Genomic DNA, 16,750 nt, shown 5'->3' with positions numbered 1-16,750 from the left:
TTAGTTAAAGAGCAGAAGATAGATGCAAACTTGCATAAAGCCAGCAAAAATTCATGACTTTTATGTAGTTCCATAATTCTGCAAAAAATTTAAATTTTTTCTGGCAAAGCGTAAACATTAGCCAAGACGAGGTGCATAATGAAAGTAGTTTTATTTTGTGGCGGTTTAGGGACAAGAATGAGAGATTATTCGGAAAGTATTCCTAAGCCAATGGTGAATATCGGATATAGACCGATATTATGGCATGTGATGAAATATTATGCCCATTATGGACATAAAGATTTTATTTTATGTCTAGGTTATAAAGCTGACTTAATTAAGAGCTATTTCTTAAACTATAATGAGTGGCTTTCTAATAACTTCACTTTATCTGGTGGTAGCAAAATTCAACTATTCAATCATGATATTCAAGATTGGAATATCACCTTTGTAGATACAGGTTTAACTGCGAATATTGGTCAAAGATTCAAGGCTGTGGAAGAATATTTAGAAGGCGAAGAAGTTTTCTTAGCCAACTACAGCGATGGTCTCACAGATTTGCATCTTCCTACATATATTGATAATTTTTATCGTCGCGATAAAATCGGTAGCTTTTTGTGTGTGAGACCTAGCCAAAGCTTCCATTTGGTTGACATTGGTGAGAACGATTTGGTGCAGGATCTTAAAGATGTCAAACAGCGGGAAATTTGGATTAATGGTGGATATTTTATCTTTAAGAAAGATATCTTCAAGTATATTAATTACGGTGAAGAGCTGGTGCTTGAGCCTTTCCAAAGGCTAATTGCTCAAGAACAGCTAATTGCTTACAAGTACACTGGCTTCTTTGGAGTAATGGATACTTTTAAAGAGAAGCAAGTGTTAGATGATATGTATACTCAAGGTCATCGTCCTTGGGAAGTTTGGAGAGATAAGCAATTGGAAGTTAGCAATGCCTAACATTACTAAATTTTTCGGCTAGCAGTTAAGAGTTCAGTATGAGTTTTGGGTGAGAAATTCTCACCCAAAATATCTAACAATCCAGGCAAGAATCATAATATGTTGGCAATGACTACCAAATATAAGTTTCCTAAGTTTTTACAAATTAGATAGGGTTAATATATGCTCAAAATTAGCTTTGATAAAACAGCCGAATCTGAGTATAAAATTCTCTGTCTGGGTGCTCATTGCGATGATATTGAAATTGGGTGTGGCGGCACAATTTTAAAGCTGATAGAAAATTACAAAAATGTGGTTATCTATTGGGTAGTATTTAGTTCTAATGAACAAAGAGCCACAGAAGCCAAGAAAAGTGCTAGTATATTTTTAAAAGAAGTACAGTCCCAGAAAATTATTATTAAAGAGTTCCGAGATGGGTTTTTGCCTTTTCACGGAATAGAAGTGAAAGAATGCTTTGAGCAGTTAAAGCAAGAATTTTCACCAGATTTAATTTTTACGCATTATAGAGACGATCGCCATCAAGATCATCGCTTAATTTCTGATTTAACTTGGAATACCTTTAGAAATCATTTGATTTTGGAATATGAAATCCCCAAGTATGATGGTGACTTGGGAATTCCTAATTTCTTTGTGCATTTAGATGAAGGTATCTGTCGGCGCAAAATTCAGTATCTTCAGGATGCATTTGCTACGCAGAATAATAAACAATGGTTTACCGATGAAACTTTCCGTTCCATCTTAAGAATCCGAGGAATTGAATCTAATTCACCGGGTAATTATGCTGAAGCTTTCTACTGTCGCAAAATATTTCTTTAATCTCACTTTTTATAAAAATATTTGTAACCAAATACATGATTTTCACTGAAACGAAGCTACAAGGGGCATTCATTATTGACTTAGAGTTAAAACAAGATAGTCGTGGTTTTTTTGCTCGGACTTTTTGCATCAATGAATTTGAGGCTCATGGTCTAAAAGCCACAATTGCTCAATGCAATGTATCTTTTAACCATAAGCAAGGGACACTGCGGGGAATGCATTATCAAACTCCTCCTTCCCAGGAAACCAAATTAGTCCGTTGTATCCACGGCGCTATCTATGATGTGATTATCGATTTACGCCCAGAATCTCCGACCTATTTATCGCATATTGGTGTGGAGTTAACTGCAGAAAATCGGCGTGGGTTATACATCCCAGATAGATTTGCTCACGGTTTTCAAACCTTAACTGATGATACAGAAGTGATGTATCAGATGGGCGATTTTTATGCGCCAGAATATTCCACAGGCTACCGCTACGATGACCCAGCTTTTGGAATTGTCTGGCCTTTACCGATTAGTGAAATTTCCGAAAAGGATCTTGCTTGGAATTTATTTGAGCAGAAAAATATCGGGACACTGGCGGGAAGATAAAGCTTTTCAGCTGCAATGCTGAGATGTGTGGCTATTTGCAACCAGCATTAGGTAGCAATAGTTACAAGATAAAAGCAGGGATACTTTACCCTGCAAAAATTCATCAATCAACGGGTGCAAGCTTGGGAGTATGCAAACATTTTTCACTGTTTGCATAGCTGGTGACGCTGACTACTTATCTGGATAGCAATTTAATGTAAGGCTGCATATTCATGGCCTCATACTGTTTCACTTGAAGCGTGAGACGAGTAGGTGGGTAGAGGGTTGAGCAATGCTCAACCCCTACCAACAATCTATCAGTCTCAGGATTTTTGTGAATGGGTATCAGATTGGCAAGCACTGGCGCTATCTATGATGCGTCTACTGTTTAGCCTACCTATCTAAGGGTCACGAGCTGCATCTTTATATCAAGTTCCCATAGGTAAGTAATTTTTTAGAGAACTTGGTGTGAACATAAGGAACATAAAATGAACACAATCTATTTCGATTCACATATCAATGATGATATTAGAAGGGCACATCTCTACAACGGACAAATCTTTGTCTATTCTCCTTCTAAAAGCGCGATCGCTCTTTGTGAGTTTGCGCGGGAAATGGCGGAAGCAGCCTTTGCACCTTTAGATCCAATCACAGCACAGCATAGTTTACCTGTGGAGAAGTACGTTGAGATTTTGGCAAAACTCAAACCCGCTTTTATCCATCACCCAAAATCCAAAGAACTCATCCAAGGGATTTTGGAGGAAAATGGCTGCGATTTGAGTAAAACCTATTTTGATGTACCACGCTTAAGGACAGCAACCAGCGATGGTTATCTAACTGCTGGAATTGCTTACGCTTTCCATCCCCATCGTGATACTTGGTACTCTGCACCGCAATCCCAAATCAACTGGTGGTTACCTGTATATGATGTGACAGCAGAAAATGTCATGGCATTTCATCCGCGCTACTGGAACGAGCCAGTGAAAAATAGTTCTCGAGACTATAACTACGCAAAGTGGAATCGAGAAAGCCGCAAAAATGCTGCCCAGCATATTAAAAAAGATACACGCAAGCAACCCCACGCCGAAGAACTTTTAGAAATAGAACCACAATTACGGGTGGTTACCAAAGTTGGCGGAATGATTCTCTTTTCTGGCGCGCAGATGCATTCAACTGTACCAAATACATCCGGTTACACCCGCTTTAGCATTGATTTTAGAACTGTGCATCTAGATGATGCGATCGCCAGAAGGGGTGCGCCAAATATCGATTCCGACTGTACAGGTACTTCTTTAGGAGACTTTTTAAGAGGTACTGACTTTTCGCGGATTTCTGAAGATTTAGTGGCTCGCTATGACACCCCAGTAAGAGAAGAGTGCTTGGTTTCGTAGTTTCGTGGTGCGATCGCCTATTCAAATTAAATCCCCATTAAGGAAAAACCGATGACCTTAGCTGATTTTAAACCCTCAACTACTCAGTCTTTTGCACAGTCCAAAGTTTTACAAAAAAAGAGCCACGCGTTAATTCCTGGTGGCGCTCATACTTACGCTAAAGGTGATGACCAATTTCCCGAAGATGCACCAGGCTTTATTGTAAAAGGTAATGGGTGTCATGTCTGGGATGTTGATGGTAATGAATTTATTGAATATGGCATGGGTTTGCGTGCCATTACTTTAGGACACGCTTATCCGGCTGTGGTAGAAGCAGCGTATCAGCAAATGCTGTTGGGTAATAACTTTACCCGTCCGGCAACCATTGAAGTAGAATGTGCTGAACAGCTTCTGAGTTGGGTTCCTGGCGCAGAAATGGTGAAATTTGCCAAGGATGGCTCAACGGTAACTACAGCCGCAATTACTCTGGCTAGAGCATATACAGGAAGGGATATGGTGGCTATTTGTGGCGATCATCCCTTCTTTTCCTATAATGACTGGTTTATTGGCAGCACTCCCATGTCTGCGGGGATTCCCCAAGTGGTTCAAGATTTGACAGTGAAATTCACTTTTAATGATATTGAAAGTGTCAAAACTCTGTTTGCAAATCATCCCGGAAAGATTGCTTGTGTCATTTTAGAACCCGCTAAATATGAACATCCAGCCAACGGTTTTCTTTATGAGTTACAAAAACTCTGTCAGGAAAATGGCGCAATTTTCATCTTAGATGAGATGATTACTGGCTTCCGTTGGGCTGGTGGGAATGCCCAAAACTGCTACAATATCGTTCCCGACTTATCGACATTTGGTAAAAGCATGGGTAATGGTTTTGCGGTTTCCGCACTGGCTGGGAAACGCGAAATCATGGAATTAGGCGGAATTTATCACGATAAAGAGCGCGTATTTCTGCTATCTACTACCCACGGAGCCGAAAACCACGCCTTAGCTGCAGCGATCGCGACTATGAACACTTTCCGGACAGAAGGTGTAATAGAGTATCTGTATCAGCAAGGAGAAAGATTATCTAAGGGGATTAAGCAAGCGATCGCAGCTTATGGAGTGGAAGATTACTTCCAAATTGCGGGGCTTCCTTGCAATTTAGTTTATGGCACTCGCGACCAAAATCAACAACCATCCCAAGCATTTAGAACTCTCTTTATGCAAGAAACTATTAAACGCGGGTTGATTTTACCTTCTTTGGTTGTGAGTTTCTCCCATAGTAATGAAGATATTGATTTCACAATTGATGCAATTGGCGAAGCTTTAAAGGTTTACCGCCAAGCTCTAGAATATGGAATTGATGAGTATCTAATTGGCCGTCCAGTTAAACCTGTGTTTAGAAAATATTGTTAGGGAGTTCCAAGGAAAAAATATTCCATTGATATTGTTGACTGTTGACTGTTGACTGTTGACTGTTGACTGTTGACTGTGAACCGTCAACGAATTGAACAGTTTAAACGCTAAATTATGTAAGGGCACAACATTGTTGTGCCTCTACTGTGTTGATTAAAAATGAGATTATCCCAGGGAAATTATCATGGTAAATCTTCAAGAACCTGTAGAAACCAAGCTAGAAACGGCTGTAAACAGCAGTGATATAGCTCAAGAAATATATCAATTAATTACTGAACTTTATCCTATCTGCCGCAGTATTACAGGTGATGGGTTTAGAAAAACTCTCAAGATTCTGCAACAGCATATTCCGCTATCGGTGCATGAAGTACCAACGGGAACTGAGGTTTTTGATTGGAAAGTGCCTAAAGAATGGAATATTAAAGATGCTTATATTAAAAACTCTCAAGGTGAAAAGATTGTAGATTTTGCAAATTTAAATTTACACGTTGTTAATTACAGTATTCCGGTACATCAAAAGATATCCCTTGATGAATTAAAATCACATTTATTTACACTTCCAGATTATCCGGATTGGGTTCCTTATCGGACTTCCTATTACAAAGAAAGTTGGGGATTTTGTCTCAGTCATAATCAGTTTTTACAACTGCAAGATGAAGAATATGAAGTATGTATTGATTCATCTTTAGAACCGGGACATCTTACCTATGGTGAGTATTTTATTCCCGGAGCCAGCAGCGAGGAAGTGTTAATTTCTTGTCACGCCTGTCATCCTTCGCTGTGCAATGATAATCTTTCGGGAATTGCGATCGCAATTTTTCTCGCTAAACAACTCAGCCAAACTAAAAATCACTATTCTTATCGGTTTGTTTTTATACCGGGAACTATTGGTTCAATTACTTGGCTGTCTGTAAATGAAGCAAATGTGCATCGCATCAAACATGGTTTAGTTTTAACTTGTTTGGGAGATGCGGGTAACTTTACTTACAAAAAAAGCCGTAGAGGTAATACCGAAATTGATGAGATTGTCGGTTATGTGCTGAAAAATTCTGGTCACGATTATAAAATTATTGACTTCTTTCCCTATGGTTATGATGAGCGACAATATTGCTCACCAGGCTTTAATTTAGCTGTAGGTTGCTTTATGCGATCGCCTCATGGTAGCTTCCCGGAATATCACACTTCAGCCGATAATTTGGACTTTGTGAAACCGCAATCTCTGGCTGATTCATTTGCTCAATGTGTTTCGATATTAAATATTCTTGATAGTAATCAAGTTTACGTTAATCAGAAACCCAAATGTGAGCCACAGTTAGGGAAAAGAGGTTTATATCGGTCAGTTGGTGGGCAAAAAGATAGCGGATTAAATGAAATGGCTATTTTGTGGGTTTTGAATTTAGCTGATGGCGAGCATACTCTGCTAGATATTGCTAAAAGGTCGGGAATGCCGTTTGATGATGTTAAAACTGCGGCGGATAGATTATCGCAAACTGATTTATTAAAACTCGCGGCTAGTGATTGATAGGATAGGGTGTCAAGGGTCAAAAGTCAAAAGTCAAAATATGGGCTTTTGATACATTAATTTTTTCACTTCTAATACAACTAATTAGAGGGCAAGGAAGTGCCCAGTTGTGTCAACTTTACGTGAAACCCGCTCTTGTTCAAGGTTTCGCCCTCACCCCCAGCCCCTCTCCCACGGGGAGAAGGGAGCAAGAGATTTAGTTCCCCTTCTCCTGCGGGAGAAGGGGTTAGGGGATGAGGGCGCGAGGTATTTGTACAACGCCTGCCCTATATAGCTTTTAGCTGAAGTTGACACCAATGGGCAGTGCCTTGCCCCTACAATTTGTCGCATGATTTTTTTTAAAATTGGTATTAAATTACGGCTGATTCTAACATTTGAATTGTGCCTAAATTGGCATCAATTTCTACTGACAAACCTACTGGCACGGTAAATTTATTTTTAATGTGACCAATCATTGAACCGTACCAAGCAGGAATATTTAACGGGCGGATGTGGTCTTGTAAGACTTGCATTAAAGTAAAATTTGGGGCATCACCAAGACTACAATCGGTGCATTGGGCAAAAATAAAACCAGCAATTTGATTAAGTATGCCAGCATTTTTTAATTGTGTAAGCATTCGGTCTACACGATAAATATCTTCGCTGATTTCTTCAATAAATAAAATGCTGTTGTGCCAAGCCGGAAGGTACATTGAACCGATCATTGCTGAGAGGACAGATAGGTTACCGCCGACAAGTTTACCTCTGGCTTTTCCTGGGGTAATTATTTCTATTTTCACTTCCCCAGGGGTGGGATTTTGCATGGTGACGGCTTCTTGATTAAAGAGAATGCGCCGAAAGTAATCTACAGTAAACTGATTCCAGGTAGAGGTGGCAACTGGGCCATGAAAAGTAATTAAGCGACTGCGGGCATTAATTGCTAATAATAAAGATGTAATATCACTGTATCCCAGCAAGATTTTGGGATGATTGCGAATATTAGTGTAATTCAGCCAAGGTAAGAGACGATTGCAACCCCAACCGCCACGCATAGCAATAATAGCTTTTACCGATGGATCGGCAAACATCGAGTTTAAATCAAAAGCGCGATCGCGATCCTTCCCGGCTAAGTAACCATAACGATCCAAAATATGCTTTCCTAACTTCACTTTCAGCCCTAAATCTGCAAGGTTACGCTGTGCAGTGGCTATATCTTCGCTGTCAACGGTACTGGCTGGGGCGATTAATCCCACAGTATCGCCAATTTGCAGATGAGGTGGTTTCAGGGTGCTATTGCGAGATAATTGACCTTGGGCTGTAAACAGTGGTACCTGGGTGGCTAAAGTGGCTAACCCAACGCTGGTAAGAAATTTTCGGCGGTTGATGTGCATAAATTAGGGATGGGAGAAAGTTGTGGCTAAAAAACGCTTTATTATTGAGATGGGCATGGGAGTTGACCAACATGGACAAGAACCCACAGTAGCAGCAGCCAGGGCGGTAAGAAATGCGATCGCACATAATGCGTTACCTGGTGTTTGGGAAGTTGCTGGTTTAAATGACCCCAATGAGATGATTGTGGAAGTTCAAGTAGCAGTACCATACCCAGAACAGGTAAGACAAGAGGAAGTATTAGCAGTATTACCATTTGGGCGTAAAACTCTCACCGTTGAAGCTGGGGGGATGGTAGTTCAAGGGCGCGCAATTGCTTCTCTCAACGATAAAAATGACGAGATGTTAATAGCTGTGGCGGCTGTTCATGTGTTGATTGAAACTGAATAATATTAAGTGTTGGGATTGCTGAAATTAGTCGCTGAGACAGGAAACAGGAAATAAGGGCTAAAGGTAGAACGAGTTTTTTCAAAAATCAATTCAAATAATGTTTGCAAGCAATGAAAAACTCCACCCACAAGGGGATGGAGTTTTTGGGCATGGGGAATCGGGCATGGGGCATGGCGAAGAAATTACCAATGCCCAATGACGGCAGTTGCTTTAAGCCGGGAAACCCGTCCAACGCACTGCCTCCCCAATGCCCCAAGCGGCGGGGCGGCTGTCCCTCTCCACCCACAAGGGGATGGAGTTTCCCGCCGCTTTCAATAAATTCCTTGTAGGGGCACGGCATCCACAATTTTGTGGTATATCAAATTATCTTACTGGTGCCGTGCCCTAGCCATCTGTCGCGTTCTTTTTTGAAAATGGTAGCTGCATAAATAATGTAAATTCTGATGAGAATTTATAAAATCACGCTCAATTTTAGGGTTTCATATCATGAATGCACAAGAGCGAAACTGGTCAACTTTGTTTGGTAATCATACTCAAGAAGGTATTAGCTGGTATGGAACATGGACTAGTTATTCTTTCAATAAAGAAGTGGTTAATTCTTTAAAATGTGTAAGAAGTTTTCGGGCTAACGAAGATAACACAATTATTTATCACACTAACAGTTACACCTATGCCGATGGCAGAGAAGAAGAAAAAACCTGGCAAATTGATCAGCAAACTTGTAATCAAGATGATGGCATTATTCATCCTGCATTACCTTCTATGAGAGTACTAGGAATTACTCCTGAAATTTATGGTTTTGTAGGCAAAAAATTTGAGCCAGGTACAAGATTTGGCATGGAGTTATTCTTTATAAATAAAGATTGGCGAACTAGTGTAGTAGTGATGTGTGGAGAAAATAGTGCTATAGAAAGATTTACTCAGATTCGTGAATATTTAGGTAGCTTCCCTGTAAAATTACCTGATGCAGAAGTAACTAACATCGATGGTAAATGGATAGGAGAAAAACAATATATCAATGCTGATTTAACTGTTTCAGATGTGGAATCTATTGAAAATCTAACTTTGGTTCCACTGAAAGACGAGAATATATATCAAAAAGTATTTTTACCTGATGGCATAGTGATTAATACACCTAAAATTTTGCAATCTGGTCAAGAATTTAGCATTATAGCTGGTAAGTTTGTCTCTCCAAGTGAATTTAAACGACTAACTGCACAATATGATAGTGCAGGTAATTTCCAGCGCTTAACTTCAGAAATATTTTATCGGCAATAATTCCAAATTCAAGACTTGTAGAGACGCGATTAATTGCGTCTTTATTCAACATTAATCGCGTCTGTATTCAAGACTCAACAATCAACAGCTAAAACCGATATTTTGCACAACTGAAATAGGACTTTTATATGTCAAATGCAACCATTGAAACCGTAGTTGCTGCTTACTTTGCTAATATGGCTAGTATGAACCCTGAAGGCTGGGTAGAAAACTTTGCTGAAGATGCATTAAGCTACGATCCAGTAGGAGAAGCACCAGCAAAAGTGCATGAAGGATTCCGTCAGTTTATTGGGCAATTGCAAGCCGTTTTTACCAAACTAGAAGCCACTACTGAGCATATTTTTGTAAGTGGGAATGAAGCAGCAGTAAAGTGGACAATGCAAGGAATTAGCAAAAGTGGTAAATCAGTAACTTTTGCCGGAATTACTATTATTGAAATTAACACCGCCGGTAAAATTCAAACTACTCGCGCTTACTGGAATCCAGCCGCAATGATAGCACAACTGCGTTCTTAAAAAGGACGGTGCGCTAAAATAGGAGAATTGGGATAAAAATCTCTGGCAGTAAATTCAATCAACAAATCATCTTTACCACTCCAGCGACAATGTCTCAAGAGCATAATCAATCACTACCAATTCAGCAAATAACCGGACTAAAAGCAAATCATTTTGCTGATTTAGTTAGGGCTGCACAATTAATTTTTGACCCCGCAGGTGGGCTTTCTGGAAGATATGTGAAAGTTGACTGGCGAGAGTTTGGTATTCCCGTTGATGTAGCGGAAAATCTGAAATTACTCGGTGAACAGTATCGCTATGCTTCTCCCCACATTCCTGTAGAAAATATTTGGAGTCAATTAACTCCAGAAACTCGGATTTGGTTCATGGAACATAAAGATGAGTTATGGCAATTTGAGGAAGCTTTCCCCGCACTTGATGAAGATTAAAGAGTGCTGAGTGCTGAGTGCTGAGTGCTGAGTAAAAAGTCCAGTAACACACTGAGTCAGGAGTTGCAGAGACGCGATTAATCGCGTCTGTACAAGAGTCCAGTAGTGGACTGACAAGACTAAAATGTGGCAATATAATTTTCTTGTGGGGTGGACATCTTGTCCGCCCAGGACGGGCAAGATGCCCATCCCACAAGAGTTTGAGTAATACACTATTTTAGTCTAGACACGCCAGTAGGGTGCGTTACTTCGTTAACGCACCTCTTTCAAAGCTTTTGGTGCTACATAGTGCGATCGCATGATCTGTTGTGCGTATTAAACTAAGAAAAAAGCGCACATCGATGAATCATAGCTTTAGTGTTGCTCCTATTGGTGAGGAATCAACTGCTGCAAATCCTATTGATGCTCAACAACATCTCTTTGTCAAGCAGTTAGCTGTCTTGATTTTAGAAATGCTGCTGGCGTTACCTTTAGGTTTCAGCCTCGCTAGGTTGAATATTGGGGGAATAGTTTGGATATTTGGGGGTATTGCGGCTGGCGCTATAGTTTTGCAGGTTTGTCGCATTTTTTTTCAATATTATCCCAAACCAAACCGGACTGCGAGAAAAGCTGGTATGGCGCTTGTGGGGCTAACAGTGGGTGCTTCTAGTAGTCATAGTGATTTAGCTGGTGTTGCGTCTGGGATGCCGATATTTATTTTATTAACAGTTTTTCTGTTAGTTTGTGGCATCTGTATTGGCTATATTTATTCACGCCTCAGTAAAACTAATTTGTTAACAGCAATGCTGGCGACAGTTCCCGGTGGGGTGGGAATTATGGCTGCGATCGCAGCCGATTATAATAAAAATGTCACCTTAGTGGCGCTAGTTCAAGCCTTGCGGGTAACAAGCGTAGTTTTTCTGATTCCTTTGATTGCGAGAACCACATTTAGCAGTTCTTGGAATCAACAAGCTATTTCCATGCAAAGCAATTTACTCAATTTTGAGCCATCTCAATTAGGATTACTTTTATTAGCGCTGGGGGTAACCGCCTTAGTAGTTTATCTGGCGATATTCTTGAAGATTCCCGCAGGTGATTTTTTTGGTGCTTTGCTGATGGGGATAGCCTTTAACCCATTGCTAAATTTACTACCTATCGCATCTGGTATGCATTTTACTGCACCACCACTAATTAATTTAGTTGGTCAAATGCTGTTAGGAATTACCATTGGGGAATATTGGGGAGATAAACCCAGCTTCAATCCCAAAACTATCGGCTATGCAGTCATGTCTGTAGCCATGACTTTAATTGCAGGTGCGATCGCTGCTATGCTGGCAATGCAATTAACTGCTTGGGATTGGTTAACTTGTCTATTGGTGACAGCCCCAGGAGGTTCCGCAGAAATGATTCTCGTTGCTTTGGTATTAAATCATAATGTGGAAGTGGTTACCGCAGGGCATTTAGTCAGGCTGATTGCCATCAACAGTTCCCTACCCCTTTGGTTATTTCTGTTTCGCCGTCTTAAAAGCCAATCATCGTAGGATGCGTTGTCGCGCATCCCCAGCCAAGCAGAGGAGGCGGAGGAAGCAGAGGAGGAAGAATACAATTATGGTCTTCTCTGCGAAAAATGGATAATGTAATTTCAAGAAGTCCCTAATACCATTTGACTTTCAGCATGATTCTTATACATAGGTAGGGGCACGGCACCAGTAAGATAATTGAATATACCAAAAGATTGTGGATGCCCAGTGGTGTCAACTTAACGTGAAACCCGCTCTTGTGCAAGGTTTTGCCCTCACCCCCAGCCCCTCTCCCACAGGGAGAAGGGAGCAAGAGATTTAGTTCCCCTTCTCCTGCGGGAGAAGGGGTTAGGGGATGAGGGCGTGAGGTATTTGTACAACGCCCGCCCTATATCGCTTTTAGCTTAAGTTGACACCAATGGTGGATGTTCCCTACATAGAATTTATCTGTCGCAAACATTCTTGAAATTGGTATAAGGGGAAGAAAGAAAAATATTCTTGGGGGAATATTAAGATTATCGCGAAACCCTGAAGCTTCTACCACTTGCGCGGAATACGGAAACGTTAAAGCGGAAGTTCCTACAACTTGCGCGTAACACGGAAACGTTAAAGCAGAAGTTGATTCTGGGAAAGCAGAAGTTGCTACAGCTTGCGCGTAACACGGAAACGTTAAAGCGGAAGTTGATTTTGGGAAAGCAGAAGTTGCTACAGCTTGCGCGTAACACGGAAACGTTAAAGCGGAAGTTGATTTTGGGAAAGCAAAAGTTAATTCCGGGAAAGCAGAAGTTGATTTTGGGAAAGCAGAAGTTAATTCTGAGAAAGCAAAAGTTAATTCTGAGAAAGCAAAAAGATAAGGTGCGTTAGCCTGCGGCGTAACACACCCTACCAAAATAATTACGAATTACGAATTACGAATTACGAATTACGAATTACCTATAGTCTTGACGTTGAACATCCCGTAAACGTGCAGCATCGCGCATATTGTAATCAGCACGGGTAAAGCGGTTTAACTGGGCTTCAAAAAATTCCCGGTTTGCTTGTAAATGCTTGGGATTGGTGTCATCTAAAGGATATAACAATGCCGTGCGTAATGCTTGAATTACCGCCGAAGTTACATTGTACATGGAACGTTGGAAACTAACTCCCAACTGAATCAACATATCTTCTTCGCCACGGCAATATTTTTGGTAATAGTCAACCAAATATTGCGGCAAGAAGTGTAGCATATCTTGCATTAATAATGTGGGTGGGATACCAGCAGTACCTACTGGAAACACATCAGCGTAGAGAATGCCATAGTGGAAGTCTTTTTGGTCATCAGGTACTTGCCCTGCTTGAGCATTATAAGATTTTGTCCCCCTAAAAGGTGCTGTACGGTAGAAAACTGCTTCTACGTAAGGTAATGCTGCTTCGTATAGCCAGGTGAAACCCTTAGATTTGGGAATGATTTCATAGCATTCGCCATCTATATATACATGATGGTAAATTGGACGACCTGCGATCGCAAAAATCCCATTTACTAAAAAGTTCATTGCATCGGGGACACCTTTAAACCCGCCTTCGTCGTAAATATCCGACATTTCAAAGAACACGGGTGCCATAACTTCCCAGAATAAACCCAGGTTAGAGTAATATGACATCTGGCGACACTGTTCAATGAACATATCAGGAAACATTTTGTGCAGCGCCAACATTACCGGGTTGCCTTTGAAGTAAGCTTTAATTGCCCGATCGGCGTTAGCTCTATATTCGTCTGAATCCAGGTAAGCGTCAAACTGGTTTACTGGCGCGTACATTTGACGATGCCAAAGCATAGCCCGCATACAAGCTTCAGCAAACTCCATGTTAATGCGATCGTGGAATAAATGGTGAAATAATTTTGGCATATTGCCAGTTTCACCTTTCTCGATAAATGCTAATAACTCAGGATGGGCTGTAGCTTGTCCCCGCCAAATTCTTAAATCGGCATCATCACCAGCATAATGATTATGACGGTCTAAATACTCTTTAGGTAAAAAGTATTTAAAGAAGGGAAAGGGGTTTAAAAATTCCCGTTCAGCAATATAAAGTAAATCCCGCCAGTAGAAATCCATCGGCACTGCATAAGCCTTATACAAACCGATAATTTGCATTAAGTTTTCTGGGGTATCTGGCAACATTGAACCGCCAGCTTCTAAGCGGTGAATTACTTCGGCAAATTCATGCTTAGAAGGAGGTAATTTAGTGGTTTTATCAACAGTTGCTGTCATATATAAATCTCGTGGGAGTTGTAAGGTTTTTTTATTTTGTAGAGACGCGATTCATCGCGTCTTGAAAATGTCATTTGTGATGACTATGATGCAATTTCGTCTTTTTGTATTAATAGTTGTTCGCGTAATTTTAGGGCGTGAAAAATGCTTAAAACATCATGTGTCCACACAGGCAGAATCATTGTCATGGCAATTTCTTCGATACTGTAGACTACCCCAGCAATACAAGTTAGCCAAAGAAAAATTCCTGCATAGTTAAAGCCGAATAAAGAAATAATGGCAATGGCTAGAGTGATACCCCAAAATTTAGCTGAGTAGGTGTGATAGCTAGCAGGCTTACCATATTTCACTAAATTCACTATCCACCATATCAACTGAGCAAATACAACTGTGAGTAAAGGCAATTGATAAGCAATTAAAACATCTTGATGTACTAGCCAAGCACTCACAAATATGCAACTAAAAAGGCACACATCAGCCCAGCTATCAGCTTGTCTTAATTCGGCAGTACTCACACCAAGTCTCCGGGCAATAATGCCATCAAAAATATCTGAGAGGAAGGCGGCGACAAAGCCAACGATGAACCAAATACTAGTTTTACCATCAAGGGCATCCCAGAGGAGCAAAGGTGCAATTAAAAAGCGAAATAACACTAGTCCACTGGGAATTAATTTCAGGTTCATCCTTCCTCCTAATCTTGGTGCATAGCTCCTTATAAAAATCCTAAATCAATATGAGAAAGCTTCTTCTTAGCTTTCTTCCTTTGTGTACTTCGCGCCTTCGCGGTTCGTTTATAAATTATTAATCTCACGCATTCGACGCAGTCGTTCCCGCAGGGTAGGCGCAAAGGCGCAAAGGAAGATTCATTATGGTTTTACAGCAATTTCCGAGTTAACGGTTTTTTCTATTGCAGGAATAGCAGCCACCATTGCGGTAGTTGTGGGTTCACTCCAACGTACTAACCAAGTTGGTTGCACTCCCAAAAAGATGATTAAAGCTGCCAAAATTAACGCAGGTGTTTTCTCAAACCATTCGACTTTGGGATAGTAAGCTGAATTATCGAGTCTACCAAAACAGGTACGGTTGAGAAGAATCACAAAATAAACCGCAGTTAAACCACTCGCAACTACACACAAGATTGTGGAGATGGGAAACGCTGAGAAACTTCCTTGGAATACAATAAATTCTGCAATAAATCCTGTTAAACCGGGAATACCAGCACTCGCCATTCCACTTAATACAAGCAAAGCACTAATTAAAGGTAAACCCCGAATCGGACTCATTAAACCATTGAGTTTATCTAACTCCCTTGTTCCTACTTTGGTTTCAACAACTCCCACCAAATGGAACAAAATAGCGAGAATTAAACCGTGGCTAAACATTTGGGCAACAGCACCAACTAGCGCTAGGGAAGTACTAGCAGCACCAGCTAGCAGAATGTAACCCATGTGACCAATAGAACTGTATGCTACCATGCGCTTGATATCTTTTTGCGCGATCGCTACTACAGCCCCGTATATTGCACTCACTGCACCCCAAATTGCCAATGTTGGTGCAAAGGTACTCCAAGCTTCGGGAAACATTCCCATTCCAAACCTTAACAGCCCGTAGGTTCCTAGCTTTGCTAACACACCACCCAACAAAATCGCAATTGGTGCAGAAGCTTCGACATAAGCATCAGGTAACCAAGTATGGAAAGGAACCAAGGGAATTTTGATGCCAAAACCTAAGATAATTCCGGCTAACAACAGGAATTGTAATACAGGCGCTAGAGTTTGCGTAGAAACCGCATCAAAGGCAAAGCTGGTAGAACCAGTTAGCCACACCATACCCAAGAAAGTTGCTAAGATTAATGCCCCAGAAACAGCAGTGTAAATCAGGAATTTAATCCCTGCATAACCGCGTTTTTCCCCTCCCCAAATGGAAATTAGTAGATAGAAGGGAATTAATTCTAGTTCGTAGAACAAGAAGAATAGCAGTAAATTCTCTGCTAAAAATGCACCTGCTACCCCACCACTCACTAATAAAATTAGCGAGTAAAATAACCTTGGTCTTTGAGTTTCTTTGCTGCTGCTGTAAATAGCAATCCAAGTAAGTAGGCTATTTAAAACCAGCATCAATATCGAAAGCCCATCAACACCTAATTGATAGCTCAAACCGAGAGTTTCATTCCAAGGTAGATTCTCTTGAAATTGCATCCCTGGGTTGCTGATATCAAATTTAAACAGAATAAAAATATTCCAAAGTAGAACTATAGCAGCGAAATATAAGGCGCTTAACCTTACAGTATTGGCAGGTAATTTTTTAGGTATGACTGCGATAATCGCCGCCGCCAAAATCGGGAGCCAAATCAGAACACTTAACATGGCAATTTGGGTAAATTAGTAAACAGGA

At 40.7% G+C, this 16,750-nt stretch carries 17 protein-coding genes; 13 read left to right on the top strand and 4 right to left on the bottom strand.

The features are described 5' to 3' along the window. Positions 1 to 138: 138 nt before the first annotated feature. From HG267_RS20115 to HG267_RS20090, 6 genes are all read left to right on the top strand, one after another. The gene (locus tag HG267_RS20115; RefSeq protein WP_045873432.1) at positions 139 to 936 is read left to right on the top strand and encodes a sugar phosphate nucleotidyltransferase; all 798 of its coding nucleotides are present in this window, start codon (positions 139 to 141) and stop codon (positions 934 to 936) included. Positions 937 to 1,098: 162 nt separating this feature from the next. Beyond that, positions 1,099 to 1,752: a PIG-L deacetylase family protein gene (locus HG267_RS20110; protein WP_045873433.1), complete on the top strand. Its 654-nt coding sequence runs from the start codon at positions 1,099 to 1,101 to the stop codon at positions 1,750 to 1,752. Positions 1,753 to 1,787: 35 nt separating this feature from the next. Beyond that, on the top strand, positions 1,788 to 2,345 hold the full coding sequence (rfbC, locus tag HG267_RS20105) for a dTDP-4-dehydrorhamnose 3,5-epimerase (RefSeq protein ID WP_045873434.1): 558 nt from the start codon (positions 1,788 to 1,790) through the stop codon (positions 2,343 to 2,345). A gap of 467 nt (positions 2,346 to 2,812) precedes the next feature. After that, on the top strand, positions 2,813 to 3,715 hold the full coding sequence (locus HG267_RS20100) for a hypothetical protein (RefSeq protein WP_045873435.1): 903 nt from the start codon (positions 2,813 to 2,815) through the stop codon (positions 3,713 to 3,715). 51 nt (positions 3,716 to 3,766) lie between these two features. Further along, positions 3,767 to 5,107, top strand: a complete 1,341-nt coding sequence (locus tag HG267_RS20095; protein ID WP_045873436.1) for a glutamate-1-semialdehyde 2,1-aminomutase — start codon at positions 3,767 to 3,769, stop codon at positions 5,105 to 5,107. Positions 5,108 to 5,291: 184 nt separating this feature from the next. Beyond that, positions 5,292 to 6,629, top strand: a complete 1,338-nt coding sequence (locus tag HG267_RS20090) for a DUF4910 domain-containing protein (RefSeq protein WP_045873437.1) — start codon at positions 5,292 to 5,294, stop codon at positions 6,627 to 6,629. 350 nt (positions 6,630 to 6,979) lie between these two features. Here the strand turns inward: HG267_RS20090 and HG267_RS20085 are convergent, their stop codons facing one another. After that, positions 6,980 to 7,999, bottom strand: coding sequence for an LD-carboxypeptidase (locus HG267_RS20085; protein ID WP_045867511.1), 1,020 nt, complete (start codon positions 7,997 to 7,999; stop codon positions 6,980 to 6,982). Between the two features lie 22 nt (positions 8,000 to 8,021). On the opposite strand from HG267_RS20085, the gene HG267_RS20080 reads away from it, so the two are divergent. The 7 genes from HG267_RS20080 to HG267_RS20050 all read left to right on the top strand — a co-directional run bounded on the left by HG267_RS20080 (position 8,022) and on the right by HG267_RS20050 (position 12,971). Next, a complete protein-coding gene (locus tag HG267_RS20080) occupies positions 8,022 to 8,387 on the top strand; it encodes a Lin0512 family protein (protein WP_045867512.1) in 366 nt (121 codons plus the stop codon). A gap of 149 nt (positions 8,388 to 8,536) precedes the next feature. Then, a complete protein-coding gene (locus tag HG267_RS20075) occupies positions 8,537 to 8,716 on the top strand; it encodes a hypothetical protein (protein ID WP_155538899.1) in 180 nt (59 codons plus the stop codon). Between the two features lie 157 nt (positions 8,717 to 8,873). Beyond that, positions 8,874 to 9,665 (top strand): DUF3598 family protein, encoded by a 792-nt coding sequence (locus HG267_RS20070; protein ID WP_045867513.1) that lies wholly within the window; start codon positions 8,874 to 8,876, stop codon positions 9,663 to 9,665. Between the two features lie 128 nt (positions 9,666 to 9,793). After that, entirely contained in the window at positions 9,794 to 10,180 is a 387-nt protein-coding gene (locus tag HG267_RS20065) for a nuclear transport factor 2 family protein (protein ID WP_045867514.1), read from the top strand. A gap of 89 nt (positions 10,181 to 10,269) precedes the next feature. After that, the gene (locus HG267_RS20060) at positions 10,270 to 10,608 is read left to right on the top strand and encodes a hypothetical protein (protein WP_045867515.1); all 339 of its coding nucleotides are present in this window, start codon (positions 10,270 to 10,272) and stop codon (positions 10,606 to 10,608) included. Between the two features lie 341 nt (positions 10,609 to 10,949). Then, the gene (locus HG267_RS20055) at positions 10,950 to 12,128 is read left to right on the top strand and encodes an AbrB family transcriptional regulator (RefSeq protein ID WP_045867516.1); all 1,179 of its coding nucleotides are present in this window, start codon (positions 10,950 to 10,952) and stop codon (positions 12,126 to 12,128) included. A 618-nt stretch (positions 12,129 to 12,746) separates the two neighbouring features. Then, positions 12,747 to 12,971: a hypothetical protein gene (locus HG267_RS20050; RefSeq protein ID WP_155538901.1), complete on the top strand. Its 225-nt coding sequence runs from the start codon at positions 12,747 to 12,749 to the stop codon at positions 12,969 to 12,971. Positions 12,972 to 13,036: 65 nt separating this feature from the next. Here HG267_RS20050 and HG267_RS20045 read toward each other — a convergent pair whose 3' ends face one another. The 3 genes from HG267_RS20045 to HG267_RS20035 form a co-directional block, all read right to left on the bottom strand. After that, entirely contained in the window at positions 13,037 to 14,356 is a 1,320-nt protein-coding gene (locus tag HG267_RS20045; protein ID WP_045867518.1) for a CO2 hydration protein, read from the bottom strand. 83 nt (positions 14,357 to 14,439) lie between these two features. Next, complete coding sequence (locus HG267_RS20040) at positions 14,440 to 15,039, bottom strand: CDP-alcohol phosphatidyltransferase family protein (protein WP_045867519.1); 600 nt, start codon at positions 15,037 to 15,039, stop codon at positions 14,440 to 14,442. A 183-nt stretch (positions 15,040 to 15,222) separates the two neighbouring features. After that, complete coding sequence (locus HG267_RS20035; protein ID WP_045867520.1) at positions 15,223 to 16,722, bottom strand: NADH-quinone oxidoreductase subunit M; 1,500 nt, start codon at positions 16,720 to 16,722, stop codon at positions 15,223 to 15,225. Between the last annotated feature and the right edge of the window lie 28 nt (positions 16,723 to 16,750).

Origin of the sequence: Tolypothrix sp. PCC 7601 (assembly GCF_025677855.1) — a bacterium.
GTDB lineage: Bacteria > Cyanobacteriota > Cyanobacteriia > Cyanobacteriales > Nostocaceae > Aulosira > Aulosira diplosiphon.
This window is presented reverse-complemented; position numbering and strand designations above follow the sequence as displayed.

Coding starts and splice junctions, on each gene's coding strand:
- HG267_RS20110 (WP_045873433.1), top strand. CDS start 1,099: ATGCTCAAAATTAGCTTTGATAAAACAGCCGAATCTGAGTATAAAATT.
- HG267_RS20035 (WP_045867520.1), bottom strand. CDS start 16,722: ATGTTAAGTGTTCTGATTTGGCTCCCGATTTTGGCGGCGGCGATTATC.
- HG267_RS20085 (WP_045867511.1), bottom strand. CDS start 7,999: ATGCACATCAACCGCCGAAAATTTCTTACCAGCGTTGGGTTAGCCACT.
- HG267_RS20040 (WP_045867519.1), bottom strand. CDS start 15,039: ATGAACCTGAAATTAATTCCCAGTGGACTAGTGTTATTTCGCTTTTTA.
- rfbC (WP_045873434.1), top strand. CDS start 1,788: ATGATTTTCACTGAAACGAAGCTACAAGGGGCATTCATTATTGACTTA.
- HG267_RS20115 (WP_045873432.1), top strand. CDS start 139: ATGAAAGTAGTTTTATTTTGTGGCGGTTTAGGGACAAGAATGAGAGAT.
- HG267_RS20075 (WP_155538899.1), top strand. CDS start 8,537: ATGGGGAATCGGGCATGGGGCATGGCGAAGAAATTACCAATGCCCAAT.
- HG267_RS20045 (WP_045867518.1), bottom strand. CDS start 14,356: ATGACAGCAACTGTTGATAAAACCACTAAATTACCTCCTTCTAAGCAT.
- HG267_RS20090 (WP_045873437.1), top strand. CDS start 5,292: ATGGTAAATCTTCAAGAACCTGTAGAAACCAAGCTAGAAACGGCTGTA.
- HG267_RS20095 (WP_045873436.1), top strand. CDS start 3,767: ATGACCTTAGCTGATTTTAAACCCTCAACTACTCAGTCTTTTGCACAG.
- HG267_RS20100 (WP_045873435.1), top strand. CDS start 2,813: ATGAACACAATCTATTTCGATTCACATATCAATGATGATATTAGAAGG.
- HG267_RS20055 (WP_045867516.1), top strand. CDS start 10,950: ATGAATCATAGCTTTAGTGTTGCTCCTATTGGTGAGGAATCAACTGCT.
- HG267_RS20065 (WP_045867514.1), top strand. CDS start 9,794: ATGTCAAATGCAACCATTGAAACCGTAGTTGCTGCTTACTTTGCTAAT.
- HG267_RS20060 (WP_045867515.1), top strand. CDS start 10,270: ATGTCTCAAGAGCATAATCAATCACTACCAATTCAGCAAATAACCGGA.
- HG267_RS20070 (WP_045867513.1), top strand. CDS start 8,874: ATGAATGCACAAGAGCGAAACTGGTCAACTTTGTTTGGTAATCATACT.